The organism is Rhodococcus sp. AD45-ID, assembly GCF_003023755.1.
Classification (GTDB): domain Bacteria; phylum Actinomycetota; class Actinomycetes; order Mycobacteriales; family Mycobacteriaceae; genus Rhodococcus_F; species Rhodococcus_F globerula.
This window is the reverse complement of the sequence record NZ_PYHL01000002.1, coordinates 1,375,259-1,388,838: the sequence shown is the minus strand read 5'-3', so window position 1 is coordinate 1,388,838 and position 13,580 is coordinate 1,375,259. Positions and strand designations below refer to the sequence as shown.

Here is a 13,580-nt window from a genome sequence, read left to right as displayed (position 1 = left end):
GTCAACCCCTTCTCAGCTGCGATCGTGGCCCAGTTGGACGGCCAGCTTCTCCAACAATCCGCTGGCAGCGTCGGCGATGACGGTTCCGGGCGGGAAGATGGCAGCAGCGCCGGCTTCGTAGAGTTCGTCGAAGTCGCCGGGCGGGATGACTCCGCCGACCACGATCATGATGTCGGGGCGACCGGCCGCAGCCAGCGCTTCCCGCAGTGCCGGCACCAAGGTGAGGTGACCGGCTGCCAACGACGACACACCGACTACGTGGACGTCGTTGTCGGCCGCCTGATTGGCGACCTCTTCGGGGGTCTGGAACAGCGGTCCGACGTCAACGTCGAATCCGATGTCCGCGAAGGCCGTGGAGATGACCTTCTGGCCACGGTCGTGACCGTCCTGGCCCATCTTCGCAACGAGGATGCGGGGACGACGCCCCTCGTCCTCGGCGAACTTCTCGACCAGTTCCATCGCTTTGCTGATGTTGCTCACCGATCCTGCCTCGTCTCGGTACACACCACTGATGGTGCGGATCTCGGCCTGGTGGCGTCCGTACACCTTTTCGAGGGCGTCGGAAATCTCGCCGACGGTAGCCATAGCGCGAGCGGCAACAACTGCGAGGGCGAGGAGATTGTTCTCCATGCCGCCTTCGGTGGATGCTGCGGCGCGGGTGAGGTTCGCGAGTGCGGCCTCGACGGCTTCCGGATCACGTTCCGCGCGAAGACGAACCAGCTTCTCGAGCTGTTCCTTGCGCACCTTGGAGTTCTCGACCTTGAGGACTTCGATGGTGTCGACCTCGTCGGGAACGTACTTGTTGACGCCGACGAGCGGCTGCCGACCGGAGTCGATGCGTGCCTGGGTGCGGGCGGCAGCTTCCTCGATCCGCAGCTTCGGGATGCCTTCGTTGATGGCCTGAGCCATTCCGCCGGCTTCCTCGACCTCTTCGATGTGCTTACGTGCCCGGTTGGCGAGCTCGTTGGTGAGCCACTCGACGTAGTACGAGCCGCCCCACGGGTCGATGGGCCGAACCGTTCCGGACTCCTGCTGCAGCAACAACTGGGTGTTACGGGCGATACGCGCGGAGAAGTCCGTCGGCAGAGCGATGGCTTCGTCGAGTGCGTTGGTGTGCAGCGACTGGGTGTGTCCTTGGGTGGCAGCCATGGCCTCGACGCAGGTTCGCGGAACGTTGTTGAAGACGTCCTGCGCGGTCAGCGACCAGCCCGAGGTCTGCGAGTGGGTACGCAGCGAGAGCGACTTGGCGCTCTTGGGATCGAACTTGGCAACAAGCTCGGCCCACAGGAGGCGTCCGGCGCGGAGCTTGGCGACCTCCATGAAGAAGTTCATGCCGATGGCCCAGAAGAAGGACAGGCGCGGTGCGAACTTGTCGATGTCCATACCGGCGTCGAGGCCGGCGCGAATGTACTCGACGCCGTCAGCGAGGGTGTACGCCAGTTCAAGATCGGCCGTCGCTCCGGCTTCCTGGATGTGGTAACCCGAGATGGAGATGGAGTTGTACTTCGGCATTTCCGCACTCGAGTACGCAAAGATGTCCGAGATGATCCGCATCGAGGGCTTGGGCGGATAGATGTAGGTGTTGCGAACCATGAACTCTTTGAGGATGTCGTTCTGGATCGTTCCGGCCAGCTTGTCCGGGGTGACACCCTGCTCACCTGCCGCAGCAACGTACAGCGCGAGAATCGGCAGCACAGCGCCGTTCATCGTCATCGAGACCGACACCTGTGAGAGGTCGATACCGTCGAAGAGCTGACGCATGTCGAGGATGGAATCGATTGCGACACCGGCCATTCCGACGTCACCGGCAACGCGGGGGTGATCGGAGTCGTAGCCGCGGTGCGTGGCGAGGTCGAACGCGACCGACAGGCCCTTCTGACCGGCCGCGAGGTTGCGACGGTAGAACGCATTGGACTCGGCGGCAGTAGAGAAGCCGGCGTACTGGCGAATGGTCCACGGCTGGTTCACGTACATGGTCGGGTACGGACCACGCAGGAACGGTGCAGCACCCGGGAAGCTGTCGAGCGGGTAACCGGACTCGGCGGCGGCCGCGCGGTCTGCGCCGGTGTACACCGGCTTGACGTCGATACCCTCCGGCGTGGACCAGACAACCTGCTCAGCGGCGTAGTTGTTGGCGGTGGCACCCTCTTCGATGAGGGCCTGTGTCTGCTCGACCGACGGTGGTGTGGGTGCCGGAGACTGCGGGTCCTCGAGTGGGACCTCGGCGAAACTGCCGATCACGTGCTTGACCTCTCGTGTCGTCACTTGGAGCTTCCCGTCTCGATGAAGTCGAGCAGTTCGGTCAGAGCCGATACTGCGTCGATGCGGGCTGTGAGGAATCCGTCCGGACGCGAATCGCCCGCGGCATCGCCGACGGCCTTTTCCGGGCCGGCCAGCAGCACCTTGGTGATACCGGCAGCGCGCAATTCTGCGACGGCCGCTGCGGCGCTCTCGCCGTAACGCTTATCCGTGCCACACAGCACGGCGACGGTGGCGCCGGATGCCTTGACTGCAGCGGAGATGGCTTCTGCGCCTACCTCGAGCGGGCCGGGGTTGACTGCGTCGATACCGCCCGAAGCGAGAAGGTTCGACGCAAACGTGGTGCGCACATTGTGTTCTGCAACCGAGCCCAGCGGCGCGAGCAGCGCAGTGGGGCGGGCGCCGCCGGCAGCGAGGAATGCGTCCGAGCGGTCACGAAGCGCTTCGAACGCAGCCGCGTACCGGGCGACGGACTGGCCGGGCTCGACGGCTTCGGCGGAAAGCGGTGTTTCGCCGAGGTTCGGGAACTCGTTGACACCGGTGACCGTGGTCTTGCGGTGTGCGATGTCGGAGTCACGCTTGGCCTTGGTAGCGGCGATGCGATCGGAGACGATTCCCGCTTCGAGTGCAGCCAGATATCCGCCGGCTGCTTCGATTTCCTGGAAGAACTCCCAGGCAGTCGCGGCGATCTGCTGTGTCAGGTCTTCGACATACCAGGAGCCGGCCGACGGATCGAGCACGCGGCCCAGGTGCGACTCTTCGAGCAGCAACAACTGTGTGTTGCGGGCGATGCGTGAGGAGAACGACTTGCTGACGCCGAGGGTGCCGTCGGCCAGGGCGACGTCGAACGGAAGAACCGTCACCGCGTCTGCTCCACCGACACCGGCGCCGAATGCGGCGAGGGTGGTGCGCAGCATGTTCACCCAGGGATCACGCTGAGCCATCATCGCGGCGGACGTGACAGCGTGCTGTGGTGCGCCGCCGAAGTCGGATGCGCCGCAGACCTGAGCGATGCGGGCCCACACGAGACGTGCGGCACGGAACTTCGCGATGGTCTGGAACTGATCGTCGGTTGCCGAGTAACGGAAAGCCAACTGCGCCAACGCAGCACCGATGGTCAGATCGCCGTCTGCGGTAAGCGTGCGGAGGTATTCGAGACCGGCTGCGACGGCCGCTCCGAGCTCCTCGGCGTCACCGGCGCCGGCATTGTGGAATGCCGTGCCGTCGACGGTGATGGCCCGCACCGATTCGGCGCGAGCGTCAGCGGCGACAGCTAGCTCGACTGCTTCTGTCAGCTCGACGTCGGCTGCGCCGGAGAAGGAACTCGTCAGCGGTGCCGTGCCGAGGTTGATGCGGATGCTTGCGCGATCGCTGACTCCGTCACCGGCTTCAGCGCGGGCATCGAGCAGTGCCAGGATCGCGCGGGCGGCGGCGCTTGCTTCGGCGCCGGCATCGAGTGTGAGCGGAGCGAGATCGAGGAGCACGCCCTCGAGCGCCGAATTCAGATCGTCGACGGAGACGCCACCGAGTCCGGCTTTGAGCCAGATCGCACTGACACCGTTCTCGAGTGCGTCGAGGATGGTCCGGTTGGTGTCTGCGGCGGAAGCGGTTCCGAACTGAGCCGAAACCAACCAGCCTGCATTGACGTCGCGATGAGCGTCGACTCCGCGGACGTACGGGAAGCTACCGGGCAGGGTCTGCTCGGGGCGCTCGTCGCGTGGGCTGTAGAGCGGTGCGACAGTGACGCCGTCGTATGTGACGGTTTCGAGCAGTTTCTGCGGCTCGGGGCCTAGTTCTGCGGCGTCGACTCGACGGGACTTGGCGAGCACTCCGGCGACGGAGCGTTGCCACTCCGCATATGCCTGCTCGACAGCCTCGGCTTCTGAAGCTAATGACACTGTGTCCGCTGCCTCTCGTTGTGCGTAAGCGTTATACCTGTTATCGGAACTGTTCATCGAATTGCTCGTTATGGCTGTGATGCTAACCCGACTTCGGACGTGCTTATCGTGAGGATCACGTCACGTTCGCGGCGAAGGGGTCTGCTAAGGCCGCCCGACAACTTGCCTACCGGCTGGTACGGCAAGGATTGGCGCGCAGCCCCGATCCTTACCTAGCGATTGTTCAGCGCGTTTACGAGTTACCGGCGAGTTGGTTTCACTGGGCGGGACCTACTGCGTCACCCACACCCGAAGGGTAGTGGTTTTCATCACATCACGCTGGTAGGGGCACCCGGTTTCCGGACGACTGGGCCGCATACGTCGGGATTCCTCACGCGCACCGGTAACCTTGTGCCCTGTGATGGGGCGCCTGCTGGACCGAAGATTGATCGCGATTGTCCTGCTGGTACTCGCGCTCTTCGTGGCGGCATTCCTTGCGCCGCACCCGTCGGTATCTCAGGTCCGGGAGTGGGCAGATTCCATCGGACCAATGTTTCCGCTCGTGTTCTTTCTTGTTCATTCCCTGGTTACCGTCGCGCCCTTTCCTCGGACGGTGTTCACCCTCAGCGCCGGCGTGCTGTTCGGATCGGCGACAGGTATCGCTCTCACCGTCGCGGCAACCACGGTCAGTGCCATCCTGGCTCTGTATCTCGTCCGCGCCATCGGCCGAGAGGTGGTCTGGCAACGGATATCGAGTCCGACAATCAGGCGAGTGGACGAGCGGATCGAGAAACGCGGATGGCTGGCCGTTGGGTCCCTGCGCTTGATCGCGTTCGTCCCGTTTTCAGTGGTGAACTACTGCTGCGGCATTTCGTCGATCCGCCTGGTGCCCTACGTGATCGCCACAGTGGTGGGAATTTTGCCCGGCACGATCGGAATCGTCGTACTCGGCGATGCCCTGTCCGGCGAAGCCGACCCTCGCTTGCTTGTGCTGTCAGGAATCTGCATTGCCATCGGCATCGGCGGATTGCTGTTCGACGCTCGCAAGACATCTGTGGAACTGCACCAACCGTCCGATGGCCAAGCTCTGACGGGTCAAACCCTGGAGGTTGATAGTGAGAAGTCAACTTCTAAAGATTGACATAGAGAAGTCAACCTCTTAATGTTGACTCATGTTCGTACTGACAGTCGACCAGCGCAGTAGTCGTCGCGACGTCGACCGTGTCGAGGAAGTCCTTCGGGATCTCGCGTCCGCTCCCCTCGTTCGAGGGTTCGAACGGACAGCAGGCGACGAGATTCAAGCAGTCACCGACGATCCCCAACTCCTGGTCCACCTGGCGCTCGAACTACTGCGACGCGAATACTGGAGTGTCGGAATCGGAATCGGCCCCGTCGAAGAACCACTTCCCGCCCAGACTCGCGCCGGGCGTGGTCCGGCATTCGAAGCGGCACGCATCGCCGTCGAACGTGCCAAGAAAGCCCCCGCGCGTATCTCCGTCGAGCAGGCCCCAGCCGACGGCGACCTCGCCGAACTTGCCGCGGACATCGACGGCGCCCTGACCATGCTTGGCACGATCGTGCTTCGGCAAACACCTGACGGACGTGCGGCTATCGCATTGATGGACGACGGCCTCACCCAGGCCGCCGCCGCCGAGCGGCTCGGAATCACCAAGCAGGCCATGTCGAAACGCCTGCTCACCGCCGGCTGGCAAGCCGAACTTGCCGGCCGACGACTCTCCCAGCGGCTACTTGTCCGAGCCCAGACCTACACTGCTCGCACCACACACTGACAGGGGCGCATTACATGGTTGTTCTGGCACTGATCGCGCTCGCAGTTGCAGCCGCAGCACCGCTGGTCACGGCTGCGCTGCCAAAACTGAGCGGCGGCCACGTCCAGGTTCCCGAATGGGTATCTGCCACCGTGGCTCTACCCGCCCTCGGGGTTGCGGCGCTGGCCGCCAGTCGGACCACACCGGTCACGGGATTTGCGCTCGGAGCGACACTTGTCCTGTGTGTCCTGGCTTCGGCCACGGCGGGTGCTCCCGTGGTTTTGGCCACGTTCAAGGTTGCGAGACGGCAACCGGACGGCAGCCCCGCACCCAACGCTGGTCCATTGCGCGGTGGCCGCGTCATCGGAGTCCTCGAGCGCATCGCCGTCGCAGTGTCCATTCTGGCTGGGTGGCCGGAAGGTATCGCAATCGTGTTGGCAGTCAAGGGATTGGCCCGGTATCCCGAACTGCGTGAACCCCATGCCTCGGAACAGTTCATCATCGGAACCTTCGCCAGCGTTCTCTGGGCGATTGCTGTCTGCGGAACAGGAAAAGCGCTGATCACGTAGTTCTAGTGATCAGCGCTTTTCGAATTCATTCAAATATTAGTGACGCGGTCCGCCCTCCGGCGGTTGGTCTTGATACGGGTATTTCTGCTGGAATTCTCCAGGTTCCGGCTCCTGCTGGAACTGTCCGGACCATTGGCTTTCACCTGGTGCCGGCAGCGCCGGGTCGGTGAACTGCGGGGCGCTTTCGCGCTGTGCGCGAACCGCTGCCGCAGGATCCTCTACCGGTGTCCGGGCCGCGATTTCCGCAGCGCGGACAGCTTCGGCGATAGCCGGGTCGGACTTTGTCTCGAACCATTCGGCTACCTCGTCGGAATCGTCCTCCGGGCTGGGCAGGTTCTCTTCCGCCGCGGGCGGTTCGTACCGGAACACGCCGTCATCGCCTGGTGCACCCAGTGTTTTTGCGAAGCCCTTGAGTGCGTCGCCGAAATCGCTCGGCACCAGCCACACTTTGTTCGCGTCACCCTGCGCCATCTGAGGCAACGTCTGAAGGTACTGGTATGCAAGCAGTTCCGGCGTCGGCTTACCCGACTTGATGGCGGCAAAGACCTTCTCGATTGCCTTGGCTTCACCTTGCGCCTGCAGATACTTGGCAGCGCGATCACCCTGCGCGCGAAGGATTTGCGACTGACGCTCGCCCTCGGCGTTGAGAACGGAGGCCTGCTTGTTGCCTTCAGCTGACAGGATCTGACTCTGCTTCGCACCCTCTGCCGTCTTGATCGCAGCTTCGCGGTGCCCCTCAGCCGTGAGAATCATGGCGCGCTTCTCGCGGTCGGCCTTCATCTGCTTTTCCATCGACTCCTGAATCGACGGCGGCGGATCGATGCTCTTGAGTTCGACGCGTGCGACCCGCAGGCCCCAGCGGCCGGTTGCTTCGTCGAGCACACCACGCAACTGACCGTTGATGGAGTCACGCGAGGTCAGCGTCTCTTCCAGCGTCATACCGCCGACGACGTTACGCAGAGTCGTAGTGGTCAACTGCTCGACCGCGGCAATGTAGTTGCTGATCTCGTACACCGCAGCCTGCGGATTGGTGACCTGGAAATACACCACGGTGTCGATGGACAACGTCAGGTTGTCCTGCGTGATCACCGGTTGCGGGGGGAAGGACACAACGCGTTCACGCAGATCTACCTTCGCTCGCACCCGATCCGCGAAGGGGATCAGAAATGTGAGCTGACCCGACACTGTTTTCGAGTACCGACCGAGTCGCTCGATGACCGCGGCTTCTGCCTGCGGTACCAGTGCTACCGATTTCGCAACCACCAAGATCACGAAAAGCACCAAGACACCAAGAACTATAAGTGCTGCCATGTTTTTACGGTCCCCTCCAGACAACTGCTGTTGCCCCGTTGATTTCCATCACCGTCACCGTTGTCCCCGCCGGATACACGTCAGCGCTGTCGAGCGGGCGAGCCGTCCATATCTGACCGTCCAGCTTGACCTGACCGGCATGCTCGCCGACCTCTTCGAGAACGACGGCACGTTTACCTTCGAGCGCTTGAATTCCCATCGGAGTGGGCGGCGGAGTCCCGAAGCGTCGCAACAGGAAAGGCCGAACACCGAGAATGAGCACTCCCGAGAACACGCCGAACATGACGGCGTCGACCCACACGGGAAAATCGGTGACCGAACTGACACCGGCAGTAGCAAGCGCCCCACCGGCGAGCATCAGCAGAAAGAAATCTCCTGCCAGTGCTTCCGCGCCGGCGAGCACAAGTGCCCCGACAAGCCAAAGAAGTGCAGCCACAACACCATCTAACCAGAGAGTGTGATCTGCGCCGCGCCTACGTCAGGTTCGGCTCGGTGACAAAATCGACAAGCTGTTCGACGGCTCCGATCAGCGGAGCTTCCAGATCGCGGAAGCTCTCCACCGCGTTGTAGACACGTCGCCACCCTTCCTGAGGTGTCCCCCAGCCGAGTTCGCGGCAAATCCCCGTCTTCCAGTCCTCACCGCGCGGAATCTTCGGCCAGGCAGCAATTCCGACGGACTTGGGCCGGACCGCTTCCCAGACGTCGATGTACGGATGGCCCGTCACCAACACGTTCGGGCCGAGGCCCTGCGTCAGTTGCGTTTCCTTCGAGCCGGTAACCAGGTGATCGACAAGAACACCGACTCGTCGCCCGGGACCTGGGCCGAACTCCGCAAGTCGCTCCCCCAGGTTGTCCAAGCCCTCGAGGTGTTCGACAACTACACCTTCGACGCGCAGGTCGTGTCCCCACACCCGTTCCACCAGGGCTGCGTCGTGGACACCCTCCACCCAGATCCGGCTGGGAAGTGCTGTGCGAGCGCGTAATCCTTCAACCCGGGTCGAGCCTGACGCGGACCTCGCCGACTGTGCCGACGCCGCCTTCGGTGCCGGTCGCACCAACGTCACGGGTGCGCCGTCGATGAGGAATGCAGCCTCACGCATCGCAAACAGTCGCTTCTGCGAGCGGCCGTCCTCGAGCCGAACAAAATCACCGTCGTACGTGCGCTCGAATCCGACGACCGCGCCGCAGAATCCCGTTGCCGCATCCTCGACGACGAGGTCGCGCTCGGCCGCCACCTGAGGCACTTGACGTTTCTGGGTGCGGGCATGGCCCGCGAAGATGTCACCGTATCCGTTTCCACCGCTCACGCCGGATAACGCTAGGTGACAACGCCCAAGGGGCACAGGTTGCCACGCCGAACTAAACTCTTCTGTCATGAGTTCTCCCAGCGCAACGCTCACCGTGTGGGCAGCATCATGGCTCGCCGGCGACAGCGCCCCGGACGACGTCATCGATGCGCTCGTGGCGTGGGCGCCGATGCATTTGATCGGTGCCGCCGACGCGGATACCGCGTCGGCCCTCGGACTCGACTGGCCGGGCATCACCGACGGTGGCGCGCCGATGTTGCTCCGGGTGCTGCGACGCGCCGGGAACATCTCTCCGACCGACTTACGATTGGCGCTACCTGCCCCGGGTGATGTGCGCGGGCTGCCTGCCGGTACGGGCTTCGCCGCAGCCGCGTTGGGCGCCGGTGAGGGTGTTCTGGTCGGCGCTGCGGGATCTGCGGGAATCGGGCTTGTTCCCGTGCATGAAGGTCCCGACGTTCTGCGCTGGACGGTGTACTCCGTGCCGACCGTGACGGGGCCGGCCGAGTATGTCGGTCTCGGAGAAGCCGAATATTCGATGCGCGAGGCCGTTCGCGACGCCGCCGCGGCACTGCTGTCGCTTCAGACCGTCCCCACCGGCACGCCGGGTGACGATGCCCGGGCAGCAATTGCCGATGCACTCTCCGACCTGGCGCATCACCGCTACCCCGATTCCCTTGCACCTCGGGCGCTGCGAGTCCTCGACAGCGCCGATCAGGTTGCCGCTATTTTGACTGTGGCCGAGCATGATTCGACCAACCAACCACCCAGCATCTCCGCTGTCCATGCCCGAGAATCCTTGTTGCGGCCGCTGTGGGCCGCGGTGCGATCCGCCCGAACAGCAGCGGTGGCGAGTGCCTCCTCACACCACCCGGCGGGCGAAAACTAGACAGCGACAGTCACCGATCACAACTTGCGAACGAATTTTCGACGTTTCTCAGCGAACCCGTTGCGATCACCGAACATGTCGCTCTTCATTTCCTCGAGTTCCCGCTGTTCGTACGGCGCGACCGGATCGAGTGCGAGCCGCGATCGTTTCTTCTCGAGCATCGCTTTCCGCCGATCCCCGACGAGAAGGTCTGTTGCGATCTTGTTCAGCCACGACTCGAAAAGCATCGGATCGCGAGGCCCGATGGCATCAACAAGTCCGATCTGTCGAGCCTGACCGATGCTGATGGGTTGACACTCCGAAAGCAGCCGCCGAGCCTGGTAGTCACCAACCCGGACGGGAAGCGTGTACGTGTGCAATTCCGAGCCGAACAAACCCATCGTGGCGTAGTGCGGATTGAGAACTACACCGTCCCGGGCTGCGACGACGTCGGCACCGAGTGGAAGCATGACGCCGCCGGCGCCGGCATTTCCGGTGAAGGCGGCAACGATCACCTGGTCGACGCAATTGACGATCTGGTTCGCGACCGAGTTGATGGCCTTGATGTTCGACCACGCTTCACCGGCCTGATCGGCGGCGGCCTCGATCACATTGAGGTGAATACCGTTGCTGAATCCGCTGTAATCACCGGTCAACACCAAAACCTTGGTATCAAGTTCGATGGCCCAGCGCAGACGATCGGCTAACCGTCGGCACTGCGCGGTGCTCATCGCGCCGTTGTAGCAACGGAAGGAGAGGTAGCCGATGTCGCCGTCCCGGTGGTAGTCGATACCCGGGTAGCGACTGTCTTGCACCTGCGGAACAAAGGTGCCTGGGCGAACCACGGCTGTCGCCGGGAGCTTGAAACCTGCCGGACCTTCAGGGCGCGCTTGGCCGATCCAGACGGTCCCGGCGCCGGTGGCAACACGGATTGCCTCGTGGTGATACTCGAGAATGGTGCCGGGGTCGGCGTCGACATGAGCGTCGAGGTGTGCGTCGTAGACAAATACACGGTCGAGTCCCAATTCGGTGTTCACACCGGGAAAACCGTCCGCCGCATTGATCGCGCGCATGATGCTCGGTGCGTCCTGTGACCACGAGAATGCGCGATCTGCTTGTTTCATGACCGGCCGCGTCGTCGCGGACGCTACCGGCCGCGGTACCGATTCCGAGGTAAGCGGCACAAAACCCGGAGTTCCGAACTTGTCGACTACTTCCTGGATGCACTCCACCGCTGCGGCGGTAACCGCATCGTTGTAGACCGCAGATTTGGGGACACCGGCGCACAGGTCGAAGGTTCGCCACGCCCACACCGGTCCACCGTCGAGTTCCTCGCGAGCTTGTAATGCGGTGACGCCCCAGGTGCTCTCGCCATCCGCGATCGCCCAGTCCAGCGAAGAGGGACCTCGATCCCCTGGCGGTCCGGGATGGATGATGATCGTCGTCCATCTTCGCCAAATCTCTTCCGGTATATAAACTTTCAGATACGGGCAGATGATGAGATCGAAGTCGTCAGGTGCAGTGGCCACGAGCGCCGACTCCGCGTCCGACACCACTGCCGTCCGCACTCGATGGCCGGCCTCGCGTAACACCAGCGCCGCCCGCTGCGACAGCCCGTTGTCCGAGGTGACAAGAAGTAGCACCGTGCGCCTCGGCGTCGGCGACTCGCTTGGCTGGTTTCGGGCAAACAGGCCAGCAGCGAGAGTGCGCAATCGCTGCCCGCTCACCCACCCGCCACGTTGCCTAGACGTTGCTGGTGGTGACATCACGTTATTCGAGGCAACCGTCAGCGACACAGCTGACGACATCGCCCTGGGGGTCGAAACCATGAATTCCCCTGCTTGCATAGTCGGGTATCAACGGCGTAGACCAGGCTCCCCCAAGCACGACCAACGCACCGATAGGTTGAAGTAGGTACTTGGGGACCATATACCTACAGTCGGTTTGTTTCAACAGCTACTATCAAGCAAACAGTTTGCTGGAGCTGACGTCAGGGAGTTTTGTGGTTGATCGCAATATGCCGGTCGATTCGAATGTGCTCATCAAGCGTCGGGTACCGCAAGCCTGTGTCCTGCCCGTATCCCTGACGACGCAACCACGCCAGAACATCTCCCCAGAACCAGATGCCACCCGCCACCGAGTTGTAGGGAACCGGGAAGGGCGTCGACGCTTGCCGAACTCCGCGCACCCACTGCCCGACGGCTTGCCGCGTGACACCAGCACGATCTGCGATGTCCTGCCGGGACACCAGATCCGGATGAGTCCGCTCGGGTCGCACACCGGAGCCGGCAAGTTGGTCGACAAGAGTGATCGCGGTCGTCGCCGCCCGCATGCCTTCCGCGGTGAGAGTCAACAACTGCAGACCTTTTCGCTCCTCCACCCGTCCACCCAGGGACTTGGCGAGCATCTGTTCCTGCGAGAGCGTCAGCAAGGGAACGATAAACGTGAATTCGTAACGCTGGTACAGATCATCGGCCACTCCACCAACATAGCCGCACGCTGCACTGTTTCCAGATGGACACACCCCCAGGTGCGCGATTCCCGCACAATAGTCAGATGATCGACGTCGACGACGCCCAGTTCGAGGACATGGTCAAACGCGCCTTGGACACCTTGCCGCCCAAACTCGGTCGCGAAATGGCCAATGTTGCGGTGACCGTTCAACTCGAAGGTGGCCCACCCGGACTGCTCGGTTTGTACCAAGGAATTCCGCTCACGAAGCGAACAACGACCTACGCCGGTGTACTTCCCGACCGCATCACCATCTACCGTCGATCGATCTGCTCGATCTGCTCCACCGAAGACGAGGTTGTCGAGCAGGTACGACGCACAGTGATCCACGAGATCGGTCATCACTTCGGCATCGGAGATCCCCGTTTACGAGAGCTCGGTTGGTGACATCACACTCACATAGGCCACGAAAATGAGCTAGAGGTTGATAATCGCCGAATAGTCATGTCAGCTGTACCGACACGCCGCAACAACTGAACATCTACAGGAGTTCACATGGTCAACCTGATCCAGATCGCCCCGAAGAACACGCCGACCTTCGCCATGAGTCGTCAGAAGGCCGCCGAACTGTTGGGCATCTCGGTCGACAGCGTGGCCTTCCTCCTCAAGTCCCGGTACCTACCCGATTTGGATGCCGGCCGACTCATCACGATGGCAAACCAGCCGTGGATGTACACAGACGGCGACTATCCGGTCCTGCAGCAGGGCGCGTCCGAGCTTGCCCCCAAGAAGTTGGTCCCGCCGCGCAAGTACATCGGCGAGAGTGCAGCGCACTCCGACGCCGAGTGCGTGGAAGCAAACCAGGGAGTGTGGGCCGGATTCAACGTCGACCATGTTCTGGCCGCTCGTTTCCTGCCGGTCACACTGCGCAAGTTTCCGGTATCCGTCCTCCAGATCCACGAAGCAAACCGGGGCGACGAAGAGAAGGTGTCGTTTGTCGCAACGCTTGCCGGACGCGTCCGTGAACTAGGTGCGCCGTCGCTCAACTACATCGATCCGTCGCTGAGTGCCGAAGACCAGGCGATCGTCGCCGCCCTGCTGACCTCACGAAGCACGTCGACGGTGCCAGGCCCGTGCGGAAAGCTGAAGCAGCCCAACGCATAGCTCGAAGC

Annotated in this window: 13 protein-coding genes; 6 read left to right on the top strand and 7 right to left on the bottom strand. The window is 62.7% G+C overall.

All coding sequences use genetic code 11. The annotated features are described in order from the left end of the window. Nucleotides 1–12: 12 nt before the first annotated feature. The gene (scpA, locus tag C7T36_RS22685; protein ID WP_033232065.1) at nt 13–2,265 is read right to left on the bottom strand and encodes a methylmalonyl-CoA mutase; all 2,253 of its coding nucleotides are present in this window, start codon (nt 2,263–2,265) and stop codon (nt 13–15) included. Further along, nucleotides 2,262–4,157 (bottom strand): methylmalonyl-CoA mutase small subunit, encoded by a 1,896-nt coding sequence (gene mutA / locus C7T36_RS22680; RefSeq protein WP_045067730.1) that lies wholly within the window; start codon nt 4,155–4,157, stop codon nt 2,262–2,264. Before mutA ends, scpA begins: the two co-directional genes overlap by 4 nt. A gap of 400 nt (nt 4,158–4,557) precedes the next feature. Between mutA and C7T36_RS22675 the strand changes: the two genes are divergently transcribed. Genes C7T36_RS22675 through C7T36_RS22665 form a run of 3 tightly spaced genes read left to right on the top strand, consistent with a single transcriptional unit; the run spans nt 4,558 to nt 6,474 of the window. Beyond that, nucleotides 4,558–5,277, top strand: coding sequence for a TVP38/TMEM64 family protein (locus C7T36_RS22675; RefSeq protein WP_045067729.1), 720 nt, complete (start codon nt 4,558–4,560; stop codon nt 5,275–5,277). Nucleotides 5,278–5,308: 31 nt separating this feature from the next. Continuing rightward, nucleotides 5,309–5,926 carry a MarR family transcriptional regulator gene (locus C7T36_RS22670; RefSeq protein ID WP_045067728.1) on the top strand — a complete coding sequence of 206 codons (618 nt, stop codon included), beginning with the start codon at nt 5,309–5,311 and terminating at the stop codon, nt 5,924–5,926. A 14-nt stretch (nt 5,927–5,940) separates the two neighbouring features. Next, the gene (locus C7T36_RS22665; RefSeq protein WP_045067727.1) at nt 5,941–6,474 is read left to right on the top strand and encodes a hypothetical protein; all 534 of its coding nucleotides are present in this window, start codon (nt 5,941–5,943) and stop codon (nt 6,472–6,474) included. A 36-nt stretch (nt 6,475–6,510) separates the two neighbouring features. On the opposite strand, the gene C7T36_RS22660 is transcribed toward C7T36_RS22665, so the two are convergent. The 3 genes from C7T36_RS22660 to C7T36_RS22650 are packed head-to-tail and all read right to left on the bottom strand — an operon-like array spanning nt 6,511 to nt 9,092. Beyond that, nucleotides 6,511–7,785: an SPFH domain-containing protein gene (locus tag C7T36_RS22660; protein WP_045067726.1), complete on the bottom strand. Its 1,275-nt coding sequence runs from the start codon at nt 7,783–7,785 to the stop codon at nt 6,511–6,513. Between the two features lie 4 nt (nt 7,786–7,789). Continuing rightward, entirely contained in the window at nt 7,790–8,221 is a 432-nt protein-coding gene (locus tag C7T36_RS22655; protein WP_033232071.1) for an NfeD family protein, read from the bottom strand. Between the two features lie 37 nt (nt 8,222–8,258). Beyond that, on the bottom strand, nt 8,259–9,092 hold the full coding sequence (locus C7T36_RS22650) for a DUF3097 domain-containing protein (protein WP_033232072.1): 834 nt from the start codon (nt 9,090–9,092) through the stop codon (nt 8,259–8,261). A gap of 67 nt (nt 9,093–9,159) precedes the next feature. On the opposite strand from C7T36_RS22650, the gene C7T36_RS22645 reads away from it, so the two are divergent. Beyond that, on the top strand, nt 9,160–9,978 hold the full coding sequence (locus C7T36_RS22645) for a hypothetical protein (protein ID WP_045067725.1): 819 nt from the start codon (nt 9,160–9,162) through the stop codon (nt 9,976–9,978). Nucleotides 9,979–9,995: 17 nt separating this feature from the next. Here the strand turns inward: C7T36_RS22645 and C7T36_RS22640 are convergent, their stop codons facing one another. Beyond that, nucleotides 9,996–11,684, bottom strand: a complete 1,689-nt coding sequence (locus C7T36_RS22640) for an enoyl-CoA hydratase-related protein (protein WP_239654728.1) — start codon at nt 11,682–11,684, stop codon at nt 9,996–9,998. A gap of 263 nt (nt 11,685–11,947) precedes the next feature. After that, the gene (locus C7T36_RS22635; protein ID WP_033232075.1) at nt 11,948–12,436 is read right to left on the bottom strand and encodes a transcriptional regulator; all 489 of its coding nucleotides are present in this window, start codon (nt 12,434–12,436) and stop codon (nt 11,948–11,950) included. 77 nt (nt 12,437–12,513) lie between these two features. On the opposite strand from C7T36_RS22635, the gene C7T36_RS22630 reads away from it, so the two are divergent. Both C7T36_RS22630 and C7T36_RS22625 read left to right on the top strand, forming a co-directional pair. Further along, complete coding sequence (locus C7T36_RS22630; protein WP_033232076.1) at nt 12,514–12,855, top strand: metallopeptidase family protein; 342 nt, start codon at nt 12,514–12,516, stop codon at nt 12,853–12,855. 108 nt (nt 12,856–12,963) lie between these two features. Further along, nucleotides 12,964–13,572 carry a hypothetical protein gene (locus C7T36_RS22625; protein ID WP_033232077.1) on the top strand — a complete coding sequence of 203 codons (609 nt, stop codon included), beginning with the start codon at nt 12,964–12,966 and terminating at the stop codon, nt 13,570–13,572. Nucleotides 13,573–13,580 lie beyond the last annotated feature (8 nt).

What these genes read in the sequence shown, in the direction of transcription:
- C7T36_RS22675 (WP_045067729.1), top strand. Translation starts at nt 4,558, where the DNA reads ATGGGGCGCCTGCTGGACCGAAGATTGATCGCGATTGTCCTGCTGGTA.
- C7T36_RS22670 (WP_045067728.1), top strand. Translation starts at nt 5,309, where the DNA reads ATGTTCGTACTGACAGTCGACCAGCGCAGTAGTCGTCGCGACGTCGAC.
- C7T36_RS22665 (WP_045067727.1), top strand. Translation starts at nt 5,941, where the DNA reads ATGGTTGTTCTGGCACTGATCGCGCTCGCAGTTGCAGCCGCAGCACCG.
- C7T36_RS22660 (WP_045067726.1), bottom strand. Translation starts at nt 7,785, where the DNA reads ATGGCAGCACTTATAGTTCTTGGTGTCTTGGTGCTTTTCGTGATCTTG.
- C7T36_RS22645 (WP_045067725.1), top strand. Translation starts at nt 9,160, where the DNA reads ATGAGTTCTCCCAGCGCAACGCTCACCGTGTGGGCAGCATCATGGCTC.
- C7T36_RS22630 (WP_033232076.1), top strand. Translation starts at nt 12,514, where the DNA reads ATGATCGACGTCGACGACGCCCAGTTCGAGGACATGGTCAAACGCGCC.
- C7T36_RS22625 (WP_033232077.1), top strand. Translation starts at nt 12,964, where the DNA reads ATGGTCAACCTGATCCAGATCGCCCCGAAGAACACGCCGACCTTCGCC.